Annotated in this window: 15 protein-coding genes and 2 pseudogenes; 12 read left to right on the top strand and 5 right to left on the bottom strand. The window is 69.2% G+C overall.

Features of this window, described 5'->3' with window-relative positions; translation table 11 throughout:
• Nucleotides 1-154: 154 nt before the first annotated feature.
• From DMP23_RS20320 to DMP23_RS20305, 4 genes and pseudogenes are all read right to left on the bottom strand, one after another.
• Nucleotides 155-607 carry a hypothetical protein gene (locus DMP23_RS20320; RefSeq protein ID WP_337824517.1) on the bottom strand — a complete coding sequence of 151 codons (453 nt, stop codon included), beginning with the start codon at nucleotides 605-607 and terminating at the stop codon, nucleotides 155-157.
• A 64-nt stretch (nucleotides 608-671) separates the two neighbouring features.
• Nucleotides 672-752 (bottom strand): annotated as a pseudogene (locus tag DMP23_RS20315) (hypothetical protein); the annotation flags it as partial.
• 314 nt (nucleotides 753-1,066) lie between these two features.
• A complete protein-coding gene (locus DMP23_RS20310) occupies nucleotides 1,067-2,101 on the bottom strand; it encodes an IS110 family transposase (RefSeq protein WP_337822122.1) in 1,035 nt (344 codons plus the stop codon).
• Nucleotides 2,102-3,036: 935 nt separating this feature from the next.
• Nucleotides 3,037-3,639: a DsbA family protein gene (locus DMP23_RS20305; protein WP_337822121.1), complete on the bottom strand. Its 603-nt coding sequence runs from the start codon at nucleotides 3,637-3,639 to the stop codon at nucleotides 3,037-3,039.
• A 554-nt stretch (nucleotides 3,640-4,193) separates the two neighbouring features.
• On the opposite strand from DMP23_RS20305, the pseudogene DMP23_RS20300 reads away from it, so the two are divergent.
• The 11 genes and pseudogenes from DMP23_RS20300 to DMP23_RS20250 form a co-directional block, all read left to right on the top strand.
• A pseudogene (locus DMP23_RS20300) lies at nucleotides 4,194-4,719 on the top strand (IS110 family transposase); the annotation flags it as partial.
• Between the two features lie 903 nt (nucleotides 4,720-5,622).
• Nucleotides 5,623-6,120, top strand: coding sequence for a hypothetical protein (locus DMP23_RS20295; protein ID WP_337824516.1), 498 nt, complete (start codon nucleotides 5,623-5,625; stop codon nucleotides 6,118-6,120).
• Entirely contained in the window at nucleotides 6,024-6,443 is a 420-nt protein-coding gene (locus DMP23_RS20290) for a transposase family protein (RefSeq protein WP_337824421.1), read from the top strand. Before DMP23_RS20295 ends, DMP23_RS20290 begins: the two co-directional genes overlap by 97 nt.
• Before the next feature lie 686 nt (nucleotides 6,444-7,129).
• Entirely contained in the window at nucleotides 7,130-7,294 is a 165-nt protein-coding gene (locus DMP23_RS20285) for a hypothetical protein (protein ID WP_337822120.1), read from the top strand.
• Nucleotides 7,295-7,573: 279 nt separating this feature from the next.
• The gene (locus tag DMP23_RS20280; protein WP_337822119.1) at nucleotides 7,574-7,834 is read left to right on the top strand and encodes a hypothetical protein; all 261 of its coding nucleotides are present in this window, start codon (nucleotides 7,574-7,576) and stop codon (nucleotides 7,832-7,834) included.
• A 35-nt stretch (nucleotides 7,835-7,869) separates the two neighbouring features.
• A complete protein-coding gene (locus DMP23_RS20275; RefSeq protein ID WP_337822118.1) occupies nucleotides 7,870-8,334 on the top strand; it encodes a hypothetical protein in 465 nt (154 codons plus the stop codon).
• 120 nt (nucleotides 8,335-8,454) lie between these two features.
• Entirely contained in the window at nucleotides 8,455-9,561 is a 1,107-nt protein-coding gene (locus DMP23_RS20270) for an LLM class flavin-dependent oxidoreductase (protein ID WP_337822117.1), read from the top strand.
• Nucleotides 9,562-9,709: 148 nt separating this feature from the next.
• On the top strand, nucleotides 9,710-10,714 hold the full coding sequence (locus DMP23_RS20265; RefSeq protein WP_337822116.1) for an FAD-dependent oxidoreductase: 1,005 nt from the start codon (nucleotides 9,710-9,712) through the stop codon (nucleotides 10,712-10,714).
• 143 nt (nucleotides 10,715-10,857) lie between these two features.
• Nucleotides 10,858-12,507 (top strand): (2,3-dihydroxybenzoyl)adenylate synthase, encoded by a 1,650-nt coding sequence (locus tag DMP23_RS20260; protein ID WP_337822115.1) that lies wholly within the window; start codon nucleotides 10,858-10,860, stop codon nucleotides 12,505-12,507.
• Complete coding sequence (locus DMP23_RS20255) at nucleotides 12,507-13,787, top strand: DegT/DnrJ/EryC1/StrS family aminotransferase (protein WP_337822114.1); 1,281 nt, start codon at nucleotides 12,507-12,509, stop codon at nucleotides 13,785-13,787. Before DMP23_RS20260 ends, DMP23_RS20255 begins: the two co-directional genes overlap by 1 nt.
• Nucleotides 13,769-13,960, top strand: a complete 192-nt coding sequence (locus tag DMP23_RS20250) for a tautomerase family protein (protein ID WP_337822113.1) — start codon at nucleotides 13,769-13,771, stop codon at nucleotides 13,958-13,960. Before DMP23_RS20255 ends, DMP23_RS20250 begins: the two co-directional genes overlap by 19 nt.
• Before the next feature lie 122 nt (nucleotides 13,961-14,082).
• On the opposite strand, the gene DMP23_RS20245 is transcribed toward DMP23_RS20250, so the two are convergent.
• Nucleotides 14,083-14,889 carry a class I SAM-dependent methyltransferase gene (locus DMP23_RS20245; protein WP_337822112.1) on the bottom strand — a complete coding sequence of 269 codons (807 nt, stop codon included), beginning with the start codon at nucleotides 14,887-14,889 and terminating at the stop codon, nucleotides 14,083-14,085.
• Nucleotides 14,890-15,002: 113 nt separating this feature from the next.
• Between DMP23_RS20245 and DMP23_RS20240 the strand changes: the two genes are divergently transcribed.
• Nucleotides 15,003-15,998 (top strand): phosphopantetheine-binding protein, encoded by a 996-nt coding sequence (locus DMP23_RS20240; protein ID WP_337822111.1) that lies wholly within the window; start codon nucleotides 15,003-15,005, stop codon nucleotides 15,996-15,998.
• Nucleotides 15,999-16,050 lie beyond the last annotated feature (52 nt).

Below are 16,050 nucleotides of genomic sequence, written 5' to 3'. Positions count from 1 at the left end.
TCGGCTCACGCCACGCACTCTTCATGGTCACGACCGGGCCGTCCGTGCCGGGGCTGGTGAGGTGAGCGGGAACCGGACATTGTCCCGGTCTTCCCAAAAGACCTCGCGGGCCTGGCTGGTGATTAGGGTTGTGCCCGGCCCCGCTCGTATCGAATTAGCTGGTGATGACCTCGTAGTCAGGGTGCTGCTGGAAGTACTCGCTGATCGCGGCGGCGAGGTCGTCGGCACCGGTGCAGGCCGCGTCCAATGTTCCGAGCAGCGCCAGGGCCTGCACGCCCATCGCCTTCTCGACCAGCTCCGGTTGCCGCAGCTGCGGTTCGCGCAGCGCCGTCTTGATGTCGGCGGCGGCCCGGTCGACGCAGCGGGTGCGGCCGGCGCGGCGCAGAGCCGCAGCGATACGGGCTTTCGCCAGCGCGGCCCCGGTCGCCGGCGTCGGGGCGATCGCGAGGATCGCGCGGGCTTCGGTGCTGGCGAGGTTCGTCGCTGACTTGCCGGCGAAGGCGGCGAGGAAGCCAGGGTAGTACTCCCGCAGGACCGCGCGCAGTTCGTTGCTTGCCTTGGTGCGCCGCCAGATCGCGTCCTGCTGGGCGCGGGCGAGCACGGCCACGGGCTTGGGCGAGGTCGCTGTCGGCGGGGACCCGGCGGTGCATGTGGGCGTCGACGTGCAGGATGTTCGCCAGGGTCATGGCGTCGGCGTGGTCGGATTTGGTGCGGGAGACCGAGTGCCGCTCGCGGTAGCGGGCGACCGCCATGGGGTTGATCGCGAACACCGGCCGGCCGGTGTTCGCGCAGCGCGGCGACGAGCAGCCCGCGAGGCGTTTCGATCGCGACCGGGATCGGGGCCTCGGCGGTGTCGCCGAGTTCGGCGAGCAGGGTAGTGAACTCGGCGAAGCCGGCGACGTCCTCATTGATTCTCTTTTTCGCCATCAGCGTGCCAGCGCTGTCGACCACGGCCAGGTCGTGGTGGCCTTCCGCCCAGTGGATTCCGCAGAACAGTGTCAACCCGCTACCTCCGGTCGATCAGTGATCTCTGCTGGTCAGAGACCCAGCGAGAACGCGCAGCGCCCTAATGTGCTTCTATGTCAAGCAGCCCCGGCGGGGGGCCGCCGGAGTCGGTGACGAGGCTGCGGTAGACGGCGTCGGAGATGCGGCGTTTGAGGCAGCGCATCGCTTCGCGGCGGCTTTTTCCTTCCTGTTGCTTGCGCAGGAGGTATTCGCGGCCGCAGTGGTCGGCACGGGCCTGGGTAAGCGCGATGATGTAGAGCGCGCGGTTGAGTTTCCGGTTTCCGCCGCGGCTGAGCCGGTGCCGTTGCGTCCGGCCGGATGATGCAGGAACAGGTGCGCTGCCGTTGGCCGCGGCGAATTTGCTTTTGGACCGGAAACGGCGAATGTCGCCGACCTCGCCCATGATCAGCGCGGCGACCAGCGGGCCGACACCGTGGATGTCGGTCAAGGCGGTGCCCGAATCAGTCACGGTGCTGCGGATGCGGCGTTCCAGGGACCGGATCTCGCCGTCGAGCTCGGCCAGGCGGTCTAGGCGTTTGCGCACCAGCTCGACGCGCACGCCGATCTGCTCGCCGAGGACCTGGCGCGCAGTCTCCAAAGCTCTCGCCGAACGCAGGTCGCGGCAGCGGGACTGGTAGCCCGGACACAGGATGGCGAGGTCCGCGTGCGCGCGGTTCGCGATCCGGGTGCGCTCGCCGACCAGCTGTTCCCGATAGTCGACCAGCAGCTTCAGGTCGTCCGCGACGCCGCCGGGAGCGACGCGCGCCAGGTCGTCCTCGCGGGCGGTGATGCGTGCGATGGCCAGTGCGTCGGCCGGGTCGCTCTTGCCCGGCAGTCGGCTGCGCCGACGTTCCCGCATCGTCAGCACCGGCGGAACGTCCACCACCAGAACCTCGGCACACGCCAGCGCGAGCGCGACGGCGCGGCCGTAGCCGCCGGCACCTTCGATGCCGAAGCGTTCGACCGGGCCCTGCTGGACAAGCCACTCGATCAACTGCTGGTGACCGGCCTCGTTGTTGGCGACCCTGACGCCTTCCTGGCGTCGGCCGGACTGGTCTACGAGTGCGACCGCGAGCGTGTCCTTGTGCGTATCCATACCGCCGAACAACAACTGTAAAGGCTCCTTTTCGACCGGTCAGGTGCGATCGAACGGCGCGCATTCATGCGTTGGGGCGTCCATGCTTCTATCAAGCGACCCCGCTCGACCCGAGGCGCTCTCGCGGGGGGCACACATTAGGAAAGCCACGCCACGAAGCGGCGGGCATGACGAGACAGGGCCACCCGCGAGAGCACACCGGCATCCTCGCAAGATCCACGAGGAGCGCGGAGCACAGTCCAACACGCATGACGAGGCTCGATGGCCTTCCCTCCGATGAGCTGTTCGCGATCCCAGCGACCCGCACGGCCAGCCAGTCTTCGCGTCAGAGCTCACCGGCTCCCGAAAAACAAGGCATCCACCGTGCGGACGGGCTCAAACCACGAGCACCAACCTGACTCAGCGAGATCGCGGTGGTGGTCCGACACGCCGAGCCCGCCGGTCTTGCACGAGGGCTCACCGGCCCCAGAGGTGCTCAGGCATGGCCCTTGCGCGGGCGGACCACCACCGCCGACACCGCGCCGACCGGCCTCCCGTCGGGGACAAACCCAGAACAGGGCAAGGCCAGCACAATGCCGAGCAGGGTGAACAGCCCACCGGAACCTCGACTTGCCGATCTTTTTCGAGACCTCAGCCGGGTCAGGTAACGGGGAGGCTTTCACCAGTCCCAGCGAGCCGTTCGAGATTCATTAGGTAACGGGGAGCGACGCCCACGAGGTTTTCCATGTCGCGGCGATCGTCACCGCGCTGGGCGTTGTGCTTGCCAGCAAGGCATTTCCGACTATGTGGGCCGGGTATCGGGCTCTGGTGAGGTGGGCGTGTGGGAGTGGAATGCACGGAATCCGCGTCGGTGTCGACTGCACAGTAAGCGCTGCCTGCAGTGCCAACTGGCTGGCAATTCGAGAACTGTTTCGATCCGACTATTACCCTTGTCGTCATCGAGACCCGCGCCGACGACCGACCGAGCGCTGTCGGCTGATGACGGGTCCGAACAACGTCGTACCGTCCGGCGGGTCGAAGTGCAGAATTGGCGTGCCGACATCCTTGCCGGTCAGTTTGAGCGCCCTGTTCGTCTCAGCTTGGATCACGGCGTCCCATGACGGATCGTTGAGCGCCTCGACGTACTCGGCAGGCAACCCTCGTCGCTCGAGCGCCTCCGCCGCAAGCACCCGCGGCCCCAGGTGAGTAGCGGTGCCGGTCCCGCCCCATACGATCGATTGTTCAAAGGTCTGTTCCCCCAACGACTGGTAGAACGCGCCAATCGGCTCACGCCCGTGCTGCTGGCGGATCAGTGCAGCCACGCGCAGCAACTTGAGGCCAGCTGTGTGGGACACTTCGTATTCGGGCGGGAAATGGGCGGCGTAGTCGATATCGGCGTTGACCAGACGAAGCGAGATGAAGCGCCAGTCGACATCGTAATTTCGCTGCCGCTGCACGATTCGCACCCACTTGCTCGCCATCCAGGCGAAGGGGCAGACCGGATCGAAGTAGAAGTGCAGGTCCACGCCTGCATCATTGTCGGAGGAACTCGCCGTCATGGTTAATCCTATCTCAATCCGTACCGCTCACCCGATTCCGGCAGCCTAACGCACCTGATGGACCATTCAGTAGAGGGCCTGACGGTGACGCTACGCACCCCGGAGACTCGACCACGACAACCCTCGCGACACTAACTGTCCACCGGGTGCCAATCCCGTAAATGCTTGGCCTCCCGACAGGCCGTCACCGTTTTCGCTGCCGACCCGGCGTGTCAGGACACCGACAGATTCTGGGCCGACGACCGTGGCGGTGAATCCGCCACCGTAGCCTGTCGCCCTCTCTGACTAGGCGTATGCATATGGCCCGAGGGGTGCAGCACGCATCGATGCGGCTAGGCAAGCGCGCGAATCTCCTGGTTCCTGGACGCGGCCCTACTCGGCAATGTCAGGAGCGCAAACCGAACCTCCGATGTGACGAGCGACGTCCCCGTACCAACGATTGCCCTGCTCGCTGAAGAGCGACCCGTTCGAACGGCCGGCCAACCGTGGGACTGGTGCCCGCGGGCTTCACTGTCACCTCGCCTGAAAACAACTCGTCTTCGGCCAACTGGACCACGAATCGCAGCTCGCTGCACACCCTGCGCCCGGTCGGCATCGGCGACGACGCCCTGGCCGAGCTGGACGTGCTGGCCGGCTTCGACGACAACCTCGCCGCCGAAGCCACCCGCATCAGCAACCGCATCCGCGGCCTGCTCACCGGCACCCGCCCAGCCCTCGAATGCGCCATCGGCCCGCGGATCAGCCACCCCGCGGTCCTGGAAATCCTGTCCCGGTCCAGCGGACCAGCCGGCATCGCCAAAGCCGGCCGCCACAAAATCACCACGAACGCGAAAGCCCACGCACCCCGCATGGGCGACAAGCTGATCAACACGATCATCGCCGCGCTCGCCGAGCAACCAGTCACCGTCCCCGGCACCCAGCACCAGCTTCAACGGTGCGAACACCTCCGCCCAGAACCGGCACCTCGCCCTCAAACGCGCGTTCATGCTCGCCGCATTCGCCGCCCTGTCCGACCCCGCCGCCAGGACCTACTACGACCGCAAACGAGCCGAGGGCAAGAAACACAACGCCGCCCTCATCTAATAGGCATGGTCAGCGCCGGCGCTCGTGAATCCAGATCACCCCTGGCTCGGCACTGACTGTCAGGCCAAGCCGGCCTGCTGCCGAGTGAGGACCGGAGATGATTCCTGTGTCCAGGAGGCCTCGATGCAGGCCGGGACGTCTCCGGTCCTCACTCGCTCCCGACCACCGGTTGCGACGCTCGTTGATCTTCGTGGTTCGGGCCATCCGCATGGAGTACCGCTTGCTCGATCGGGAGTCCTTGAGCTCTTGGCCAGACAGCGGTCCGTGTGGGCTGCCGGGGTCATGAACGGCTACTGAGAGGTCGGGCCGCAGAGCCCTGCTATTAGGTCGCACGCATGGTCCTGCACAGGCTCTGATCAGCACAGGTGATTCATACAGCGGAGGATGACTTGGAGTTGGCAACTACGCCGCGTCGGGTGTTCTGTGGGATCGACTGGACCGATGGGCATGTGCGCCACGAGGCGCTTGAAGTCGGTCGGAGGTGAGAGACCTTCGACTCCTGGTCGTCGCAGCGGCCGGGTGAAGCTGAGGGCAGCCTGATCCGGGAGTCGCCGGGGAGAGCGGGAGCAGCCCTGACAACGCCGGGAGGTGTCGGCGCTGCCAGACGACGCGGGTCCGGTGAGCGAGGCGGGAAGGTGTACGTGAGGAACCAGTGTCTGACGCCCCTTAACCGCCCACCAGCTCCGATGGGGATTTTTCATCCTGTTGGTGCTGGTCAGGTGGGGTTGACGGTGGCGGGAGTGGTTGTGCGGCAACGGGTCTGCCGGTTGCCTGCCCGTGGCCGGGAACGTGGCGGAGCCCCCGGATGTTGATCAAGTCGTGACTCGAGAAAAACCGTCCGGGGGCTCCGCTCCCACTGTCTCACAGCAGGTTCTGGCCTCGTATCGCAGCGTGTTGCCGGTGTCGCCGCCCACGATCGCGATGCTGGCCGGGTTGATCGGCCGGCGCCGTCGCGCGATCGGGTCGCGGTGGCGCAAGGCGTCCCCGGCCGAGCAGGCGGTGCTGGTGCTGGCGATGCTGCGCCACGACCAGCGGCTGCTGGACCTGTCCCGCGCCAACGCGGTGTCGGCCGCCACGCTGCGCCGCTGGCTGCTGGAAGCCGTCGACCTGCTCGCCGCCCGGGCACCCCGGCTGGACCGGGTGCTGCGGCGGCTGGCCGCCCGCGGCGCGGTGGTGGTGCTGGCCGACGGGACCCTGATCCGCACCCGCCGCCGCACCGGCGTCCAGAACCGCCGCAACTACAGCGGCAAGCACAAACCCACGGCCTCAACGTCCAAGGCCTCACCGACGAGGACGGACGGCTGCTGTGGGTCTCGGCGGCACTGCCGGGCAAGACCGCCGACATCACCGCCGCCCGCCGCCACCGGCTGCGCGACCGCATCCACGCCCGCGGCCTGACCCCCGTCGCGGACAAGGGCTACCAGGGCTGGCACAAAGACGTCCGCTCAACCCGCGCCTGCGACCAGTGCGACGGGCCGTGCGCGCAGATCGTGCTCACCCCGTACAAAGCCGAAACGAACCGCCCGCTTACCGACGCCCAGAAAACCGCCAACTCCGCGCTCAACGCGATGCGCTGCGCGGCCGAGGGCGGCTTCGCCGCCCTCAAAACCTGGCGCATCCTCGACAAACTCCGCCTCCACCCCCGCCACGCCACCACCCTCGTCCGCGCCCTGCTCGTCCTCACCCAGCACGAACAAGCCGTCCGCGACACCGCAGCCTGACAACTACCACACCCCCTCAACCCAGCACGACCAGCACAAACCAGGATGAAAAATCCCCAATATGGCGGATATGGGCTGGGTGCGGTGCGTACCCACCCTCGTGGTGGGGAACTTCCGTTCGTCATCTGTTTAGCGACCGGGAGGCCACGGTGAAGGCCTGCGGAGTGGCCGTGGCGATGCCGTAGGGGTAGAGCTGGGTGCCTCACCCGTCGACCGACTGTCAAGTGAACGTGGGAACCGTCCAGTGCCGCCGCCCTCGCCCCGCGCGTCCAGCGCGGCGGAAAGGCGCAGGCACGACATCAGCTGAGGATACCGGGCGGGGCGGAGGCTCCGTAGTAGTCCGAGGCTGGAAAAGCCGGTCATAGGCCAAAGGGGGCCAACAAGTCTGCGAGGAGGAGACTGGAATGCCGGGAGGCCACGGGTCAACATCCGCGATCCGGAATCGGTCCTGTACTGGGCTGAGCGCCGGGTACTGGAGATCCAGGCCAAACTGCACCGTTGGGCGACCGACGATCCTCATCGCCGGTTCGACGATCTGTTCAACCTCGTCACCGATCCCGGCTTTCTTTTGGTCGCATGGGATCGGGTTGCGTGGAACAAGGGCGCACGCTCGGCCGGAGATCTTGCATCCGGCCCCTGATGGACTGGCTGCGCGATCGGATCGGGGACAAGCGCGGCTCATGCTGGTGAAGGCGTTTCTGAAGGCGGACATCCTCACCGAGGTCGGCACGTCGAAGGAAACCGTCACCGGCACCCCGCAAGGCGGGATTCTCTCGCCGCGATGGCCCCGCGAGGTACCGGTGACCCGGGCGAGCCTGTCGTTCGTGGTCTGTTCCGCGTTCATGGAATGAATGTACCGATCGGCGTAATTATAGGGATCGCGGATCGCTTCCGACGGTTCTCCATGCAGACCGATCGGCGCAAAAATGGCCAGAAAATCTCACCCAGACTAGGAGGTGCCTGGGAAAAGAACGTCTGAGATAGATGGGCGCACCGAATTCACAGAAGATGCCGAGGCGCACGGCCGCCGCGCCAACGGACTCTCGGCTGGTGCCGACATCGTCTTCGCACCAGCGGTGCCAGCCTCCAAACTGAAAGCGGTTCGTACGCGCATCGAGGTGCCGGTAGTCGTGGCCGCAGACCTCTACGACGCGCCGGGCGGCGAGCGTCCTGGCAGTACTCTCGCCGAGTACGCCGACGCCGGCGCCGACGTTCTCCTGCTGTGGTACAGCCTCATCGGCGCTGCCGCCAAGAGCCTCACCGCTGCGCTCGACTCATTCAAGCGCGGAGCGGAGGTCGCCGACCTCGGCGACCTCCTGCTCGGCCAGAAGGCCTTCGAATCCCTAATGGGCTACCGCGACTACGAACAACGCGCCACCCGTTACGAATGACCGAAGCGCACAGCAACGAGAGGCAGCTTTCGCCCATGAGCATCCATCAGCACTCCGACCCCACCGGCAACACCACATTCACCGAAGCCAGGGTGATCGTCGGCGACGGCACCACCGTGTTGGACGACGCTGTGATCACCGTCACGGACGGGATCATCACCGGTGTCTCCCCGTCATCGTCCGCTCAAGACGCTGCCGAGAATCGAGTCTCGCTGCGCGGCAAGACGGTCATCCCGGCGTTGGTGAATCCACACGGCCACATCGGATACATGCGCGGAGCGGCCTGCGACGCGCGCTTCTACTCCCGCGAGAACGTCATCGACCACCTGCACCGTTTCGTCTATCACGGTGTCAGCACATTCCAGTCCCTCGGCACCGACCGCGACGGCATCGAGATCAATGTGCGCGACGACCAGCGCCGAGGAGAGCTTGCCGACCAAGACCTGGCAACGCTGTTCACCGCAGGCACCGGCCTCGTCGCCGCACCCGCCCCCCGGTAGGTGCCGACGGGGAGGCTCGCTGGCGGGCGGCGGTGTCGGCGACGGTCAGTGTCGCCAGTAGTTGGTATTGATAGTCGTTTTCATGTAGACCTTACGGGTATCACGACGACTGGAGTGCGCATGCGGTATGGGCTGTCCCTGTTTCCTGTTCTCGGTCCGGGGCGCAAGAGCGCCCTCGACTACTTCGACGAGAGCTTGCGGCTGGTCGAGCAGGCCGAGCGACTGGACTTCGAGCACGTTCAGATCGTCGAGCATTACCTGGGCGCCTATGGCGGGTACAGCCCGGACCCGACGACGTTCCTGGCCGCCGCTGCCATGCGGACCTCGCGAATCCGGCTGGTGACCGGTGCGGTGATTCCAGCCTTCACTCACCCGCTGCAGCTCGCCGGCAAGCTCGCCATGCTCGACAACCTCTCCCGCGGACGGGTCGGCGTCGGGTTCGGCCGGGCGTTCCTGCCGGCGGAGTTCGTGGCGTTCGACGTCCCGATCGACTCCAGCCGGGAGCGTTTCGTGGCCGGAGTCGAGGCGTGCCGCAGGCTGTGGAGCGGCACCGAGGTGAGCGTCGACGACGGGTTTCACCGGTTCGGGCCGGTCACTTCGCTGCCGCGGACCGTCCAGCGTCCGCATCCGCCGATCTATCTCGCCTCGGCGATGAGTCCCGAAACCTGTGCCGCGGCCGGGCGCGAGGGATATCACCTGCAGGTCGTCCCTACGGTCAGCTCGGCCGAACGACTGGCCGAGATGCTGGCCGCGTACCGGGCGGGCTGGGCGGAGGCCGGGCACCCTGCGGGCGGCGGGGAGATCCAGGTGAAGCTCACCTGCTACCTCGGCGCCGACCGGGCGGAGGTGCTGCGCGTCGCCGAGGAGCTAGAACGTCATTACGTCGCCAAGATGGCCGAGGCGGTGGCCGGCTGGGCCGGTGCTCGCAGCGCCGCGTACCCGGGTTACGAACAGCTCGCGGAGAAGGTCGCGAAGTACGACTTCGCCGCCGCGCTTCGCGACGACAAGGTGCTCGCCGGCACCCCCGACGACGTGACGGCGCAGATCCGCCGGATCAGGGCCCGGCTGGGCAGCGACATCGTGCTCAGCTGCGTGTTCAACCCGGGGTACCTGCCGATGGACTCCGCCGCCGCGGCGCTCGAGCTGTTCGCCGGGACCGTGGTTCCCGCCGTGGAGGCCGCCGAGGCCGGGGCACCGGGCGAGAACTACGCGGGCAGCCCGGCATGACGGGGCTCGACGCCGACGTCGCGGTCGTCGGGTTGGGGGCGTGGGGGTCCGCGGCGCTGTGGCAACTCGCCAAGCGGGGCGTGGACGTGATCGGAATCGAGCAGTTCTCGCCCGGGCACTGCTTCGGGTCCTCGCACGGGGCAGCCGGATGTTCCGCACCGCGTGCGCGGGACCCGCCGGCCTCGTTCCGCTGGCCCGCCGGTCCGGGCAGCTGTGGCACGAACTGGAACAGGTCTCGGGCGAGCGGCTGTTCGAGCCGACGGGCGGGCTGCTGATCGGGGAACCGGACGGGCACCTCGTCTCCGGCACGCTCGAGGCGGCCCGGCGATCCGACCTGCCGGTGGAGGTGCTGACGCCAGAACAGGTGCGCCGCGAGTACCCCGCGCACCGATCGCTTCCCGACGGCCACGTGGCGATCCGTGAGGCGGGTGCCGGGCTGGTACGGCCCGAGGCGACGGTCAAGGCGACTGTGGAGGCCGCGCGCGCGTCGGGGGCGCGGGTGCTCAGCGGGACCGCGGTGCACGGAATCGACTTCGACTCCGCCGGTGCCGTCCTCCGCACCGCAACCGGTGATCTGCGGTTCGGGCAGGTGGTCCTCACCGCGGGCCCATGGCTCGCCGCTCTCGCGCCCGAGCTGCCGCTGGAGGCTGTGCGCATGCCCACGACCTGGTTCCGCGAGGAGAGCGCGAGCCGGGGTTCGTTCACGCTCGAGCGCTTTCCGCCGTTCCTCCGCGAAACGGGCGACGGCCGGGTGATCTGGGGTCACGGCACGGGATCGGGGTTCGGTCCGGACGGCGAGGTCAAGCTCGGCCTCGAAGACGACGGGCGGACGTTCGCGCCGGTCGACGCGGACACCGTCGACCGGACAGTCGGGGAGTCCGACTGGTCCGTGCTGACCGGGCTGCTGCCCGCGGCGGTGCCCGGTCTCGGGGCGGCGCCGTCGCGGGCGGTCGTATGCCTGACCACCCGCACTCCGGACCGGCAGTTCGTGCTCGGCCGCCCGCGCGGCGACCGCCGGGTGGTCCTCGGCGGCGGGTGCAGCGGCCACGGGTTCAAGCACGCGCCCGGGATCGGCGAGGTTCTGGCCGATCTCGTCTGCGGCAAGGAGCCCGCGATCGAGCTGGGGTTCGCGCACCCCGATCGGTTCGCTTAGCGAGGGCGGCGCGCATCGGAGACGCGCCGGGAATGTCTTGCCGCGGAAGGGGAAGCGGCTTTTCAAGGGAACAGGTCCCTGTACGGCCGGGCGAGCGAAACGGCACCGTGCCGAACGGGGTTGAAATGGCGAGGAGACAAACGGTGAGTGATCGCACGGACGTCATTGCCGAGAGGCCGTCGTGGCCTGCCGAGGCCGCTGAGCGCTATCGCGCCCGCGGCTACTGGCGCGGCCGGACTTTCGGCGGCAGGCTGCGGGATTGGGCCGCTGACTGGGGTTCCCGGGAAGCGGTGGCCGACTCGCGGGTCCGGCTCACCTACGGCGAACTCGACGCCGCCGCCGACCGGATGGCGGGCGGCCTGCGCAGGCTCGGGATCCGGCGCGGCGACCGGGTCGTGGTCCAGTTTCCCAACCGCGCGGACTTCCTGGTGGTCTGGTTCGGCCTGGTCCGCCTCGGCGCGGTACCGGTGCACGCCCAGCCCGGGCATCGGGCGAGCGAGCTGATCCACCTCGCGCGCACCAGCGAGGCCGCGGCGCTGGTGCTCCCGGAGCGGCTGGCCCGCTTCGATCACCGCGCGCTCGGCGAAGCTGTCCGGGCCGAGGCACCCTCCGTCCGGCACGTCGTCATCGCCGGGGAGCCGTTGCCCGGCCAGGTCCCGCTCGCGGACGTGGCAGCCGGTCCTGCCTTGCCCGCTGACGAGTCGGCCGACCAGGGCGACGCCGGCGACACCGCCCTGCTCCTGCTCTCCGGCGGCACCACGGGTGCCCCGAAGCTGATTCCGCGAACCCACGACGACTACGCGTACAACGCCGACGCCGCGGCCGAGATCTGCGGGCTGGGGCCGGACAGCGTTTATCTCGCTGCCCTGCCCATCGCGTTCAACTTCACGATGTCCTGTCCTGGCGTGCTGGGAGTGCTCTCCGCCGGCGGCCGCGTGGTGGTGGCGCCCAGCGGGGATCCGGGCTCGGCCTTCCCGTTGATCGAACGCGAAGGCGTGACGATCACGGCGATCAACCCGCCGCTCGCACCGATCTGGATCGACGAGGCCGCCGCCGCGCACGACCTATCGACCTTGGAGATCGTCCAGATCGGCAGCGCGCGGCTGGCCGACGACGTCGCCCGCCGCGTCGAGCCTGCTCTGGGGGCGAGACTGCAACAGGTCTTCGGCATGGCAGAAGGACTGCTGTGCCTGACTCGGCTCGACGACGACAACGAACTGCGCTGCACCACCCAGGGCAGGCCCGTCTCGCCGGACGACGAGATCCGGGTGGTCGACGGCACCTCCGGGGACGCCGACCGCCCGGTCACCCCTGGCGAACCCGGCGAGCTGCTGACTCGCGGGCCTTACACGCTGCGCGGCTATTACCGCGCGGCCGAGCACAATGCGCGCGCCTTCACACCGGATGGCTGGTACCGCACCGGCGATCTCGTCCGCCGGCTGCCGAGCGGCCACCTCGTCGTCGTCGGACGGGCCAAGGACCAGATCAACCGCGGCGGAGAGAAGATCGCCGCGACCGAGGTCGAGGGGCATCTGCTTGCCCATCCCGCGGTCGGCGGGGCCGCGCTGGTCGGCGCTCCCGATCCGCGGTGGGGCGAGCGGTCGGTGGCCTTCCTGCTGCCCCGCGCGGGGACGGTCGCGCCGGCGCGCGGCGACCTGCTGGCTTTCCTGCAAGAGCGCGGCGTCGCCGCCTACAAGCATCCCGACCAGGTCGAGGTGCTCGAGGAATTCCCGCTGACCGCCGTGGGCAAGATCGACAAGAACGTCCTGCGAGCGCGCCTGGCGGAGCGGTGATGACACGCGAGTACGCCGTTCCCGCCGCTGCTCGTGGCAGCGTCCTGGGCCAGGCCGAGATCGACGCGGTGGCGGCCCTGGTCCGGTCGGGCGCGCCGCTGTCGGCGGGCCGGAGCAGAACGGAGTTCGAGGAGCGTTTCGCCGAGCATCTCGGGGCGGCGCACGCGCTCACCGTGACCAGCGGGACTGTGGCGCTGCGGCTCGCGGTCGACCTGCTCGACCTGCGCGAGGGGGACGAGGTGATCGCCACCCCGCAGACCTACCAGGCCACCGTGCAGCCCCTGTTGGAGCACCCGGTGCGGGTCCGGTTCTGCGACGTCGACCCCGACTCTCTCGCCCTCGACGCGGGCGCGCTCGAAGCCTTGCTCACCGACCGCACCCGGGCGATCATGCTCGTCCACTACGGCGGTTATCCGGCCGATCTGGCTCGGATCCTGGAGCTGGCCCGGGCCCGCGGCGCGGTGGTGGTCGAGGACTGCGCTCACGCGCTCGGCGCGACGCGCGACGGCCGGCACCCCGGCTCGCTCGGGGACATCGGCTGCTTCAGCTTCCAGGGAAGCAAGAACATCACCACCCTCGGCGAGGGCGGGATGGTGACGGTGCACCGGTCCGACTGGGCCGAGCGGATCGAACGCACGCGCGGCAACGACATCGACGGCGAGTTCGTCCACACGACGCCCGGTGCGGACGTGCCGGCTGCTTTGCCGTGGATGAAGTACGCCGAGCACATCCACCGGCGGGAGGTCGCGGCACTGCGCCGGGGCGGAACGAACGCCACCATGTCCGAGGCGTCCGCCGCGGTGGGGCTCGTGCAACTGGCGAAGCTCGACACCCTGGTCGAACGCAGGCGTTCGATCGCCGCGCGGCTCGACGCCGCGCTCGCCGCTTTCGCCGGTCGGGTGCGGGTTCCGGCCGTCCCGCACGGCGTGCGGCACAGCTACCACCTCTACACGTTCTTCGTCGAAGATCCCGGCGCGCGCGACCGGCTGCTCGCCGCGTTGGACCGGCGGGGCGTGGAAATCCAGCTGCGTTACTACCCGCAGCACCTGCTTCCCGAGTGGCGCGCCCGGGGACACCGGCGCGGCGAGTGCCCGGTCGCGGAACGGCTGTGGTTCGACCAGCACGTCAACCTGCCCTGCCACCCCGGCCTGACCGACGAGCAGGTCGATCATCTCGTCGGCGCGCTCGTCGGCGGGCTCCGGGAGGTGCCGCACGGGCCGGGCGCGCCATCCGGGGCGACGCGTGCGACAGGAGGAGCAACATGCCCTATATCGACGTGAAAATCTACGAGGGGCGGCTCGATCCGGACAGTTCCCGCCGGCTCATCGCGCGGCTCACCGACGCGGTCGCGGAGGTGTACGGCGAAGCGATCAGGGAGCAGACCTGGATCGTGCTCACCCCGGTGCCGCCGCAGCGGTGGGGGATCGGCGGCCAAGCTGGCGAGGGGTCCTGATCGCGCGGCCGGACACGCACCCGTGCTCCGGCCGGGCCCTTCGTCCGGGTGCCACCTATCTTGGGAGACCAGGCGACGGCACCGCCCGGCCGCACCGGCTCCTGGAAACCCGAGGGCGCGTTTCAGCTCGGCGGCCGGGCGACCACCAGGTCGCCCTCGACACGCGCGCTCAAGCCTGCCGAAGCGAGCTCGTCAGCGATCCGCTCGGGGGAGTGGACCCACCATTCGTACTCCGCCCGCGTGGTTTCGAGCACCTCGTCGCCGATGCGGGTGGTGTAGTCGCTGGTCCAGCGCACGGAGTCCGGGCCGCTGGGCTCGGCGCGCGCGGTGACCTCGTAGGTCGCCTCGCCCCGGGCGACCCGCATGGGCTCGATCGGCCCGGTGGCCACCGCTTCGGCAGGCGGGAACGTGCTGATCACCACAGGCGCCCCCGGAGCGAGGCGCTGGGAGAGGCCGGCGAACAGGGCTCGCCGATCGTCCGGCCGCAGGTGGCCGATCATGTGCATGCCGACCACCGCGGCGATCCGGTCGGGCAGCGCCAGCCGCTGGGCCGACACCGGGTGCACCGTGACCCGGTCGCCGCCGGGGAGATCGTGCAGCCGCGCCAGCAGCACGGCACGCAGCGCGGCCGACGGCTCCGCCACCACCATCGGGAGCGCTGGAACGGCGGCCAGGATCTCCGCGGTCGCGAGGCCGGAACCTGCGCCGAGTTCCACCAGCGTTCCGTCGCCGACCTCGGCGAGTGCCGCGACGAGCCCGGGTGCGGCGGCGGGCCACATCGTCGAGCTGAACACGTGCACGTATGCCGCGGCGTCGGTGTATTCGTCCCGGTATCCGTTGTCGCGCGGCGGTTCCCGCCGTGGCGGCATGTCCCGGTCGATCTCGTTCTCGGTGTCCACACGACAGTCGTACACGAAAACGGTGATCATGTTCAATAAATGGTGCCGCACGGTGATCTTTGCGTGGCCCGGGCGGTTGACGGGTCCCCCGGAGGCGTGATTGCCTCTTGTCGGTATTGATAATCATTTTTAAAGGAGCGCTGATGTCGGCTACCGGTGGTGGGGACGTCTCGGCGGACAAGGTGCCCACCCGTGCATCGGTGCACGACGAGGTCGCCTCGGCGCTGGGGCTCGACGAGGTGCCGCCTGACGTGGACTTGTTCGAGTTGGGCCTCGATTCGTTCGTGGCCATCCAGCTCGCGGCTCGCTGGCGCCGCAGCGGTGTGCGGGTGACGGTGGAGCAGCTGACGTCGGCCGCGACGCTGGCAGAATGGGTCCAGTTGCTCGGGGCGGACACCGAGAACGCCGACGGCCCGGACGAGAGCGCCCCGTTCTCCCTTTCCGCGATGCAGCGCGCTTACCTCGTCGGACGGGGCGACGGCCAGCCCTACGGCGGCGTCGCCGCGCACTACTACGTCGAACTCGACGGCACCGGACTCGACGTGGGCCGGCTGCAGGCCGCCTACGACCGCGTCGTGGCGCGGCACCCGATGCTGCGGGCCCGGATCGACGAGGCCGGGGTGGCCCGCCCGGCCTCGTCGACGGGCCTCCCGGAGATCCGGACCGCCGACCTGAGCGGACTGTCCGCGGCCGAGCGCGCGGCCCGGCTGGCGGCGACCCGCGCCCGGCTGGAGAACGCGCGCCGCGATCTCGCCCGCGGCGAGATGATCGAGCTGGCGGTGTCGCTGCTGCCGGACGGTGCGCACCGCATCCACCTGGACGTGGACATGATCGCCGCCGACGCGTGGGCGTTCGGCGTGCTGCTGGAGGATCTCGCGCGCGGCTACGCCGATCCCGGCGGCCCGTCGGCCGAGCCGAGTCACACCCCCGGCGAGTTCCGAGCCGCCCAGGACGAGTTCCGGGGTGCGGCGCGCGAGGAGGACTCCGCCTGGTGGGCCGGGTGGATCGACGCGCATCCGGACCTGCCGTCCGCCCCGGCGCTACCGCTGCGGGAAGACGGCGACGGCGAAGGCGCCCGGCTGCTCCGCTGTCACGATCGGCTGGACACAGAAACAAGCTCACCCCGGCTGCCGCGCTGACGGCCGTGTTCGCAGAGGTCGTCGCGGCGTGGAGCGGCGGCGGGAGGAGTCT

It is taken from the genome of Amycolatopsis sp. A1MSW2902, from assembly GCF_017312175.1.
Classification (GTDB): domain Bacteria; phylum Actinomycetota; class Actinomycetes; order Mycobacteriales; family Pseudonocardiaceae; genus Amycolatopsis; species Amycolatopsis nivea.
The sequence above is the reverse complement of the archived record's forward strand: the minus strand, read 5'-3'. Positions and strand labels throughout refer to the sequence as shown.

Excerpts from the sequence above, each read along its gene's own strand:
- DMP23_RS20275 (WP_337822118.1), top strand. The coding sequence starts at position 7,870 with ATGAGCATCCATCAGCACTCCGACCCCACCGGCAACACCACATTCACC.
- DMP23_RS20270 (WP_337822117.1), top strand. The coding sequence starts at position 8,455 with ATGCGGTATGGGCTGTCCCTGTTTCCTGTTCTCGGTCCGGGGCGCAAG.
- DMP23_RS20305 (WP_337822121.1), bottom strand. The coding sequence starts at position 3,639 with ATGACGGCGAGTTCCTCCGACAATGATGCAGGCGTGGACCTGCACTTC.
- DMP23_RS20240 (WP_337822111.1), top strand. The coding sequence starts at position 15,003 with ATGTCGGCTACCGGTGGTGGGGACGTCTCGGCGGACAAGGTGCCCACC.
- DMP23_RS20310 (WP_337822122.1), bottom strand. The coding sequence starts at position 2,101 with ATGGATACGCACAAGGACACGCTCGCGGTCGCACTCGTAGACCAGTCC.
- DMP23_RS20255 (WP_337822114.1), top strand. The coding sequence starts at position 12,507 with ATGACACGCGAGTACGCCGTTCCCGCCGCTGCTCGTGGCAGCGTCCTG.
- DMP23_RS20245 (WP_337822112.1), bottom strand. The coding sequence starts at position 14,889 with ATGATCACCGTTTTCGTGTACGACTGTCGTGTGGACACCGAGAACGAG.
- DMP23_RS20265 (WP_337822116.1), top strand. The coding sequence starts at position 9,710 with ATGTTCCGCACCGCGTGCGCGGGACCCGCCGGCCTCGTTCCGCTGGCC.
- DMP23_RS20250 (WP_337822113.1), top strand. The coding sequence starts at position 13,769 with ATGCCCTATATCGACGTGAAAATCTACGAGGGGCGGCTCGATCCGGAC.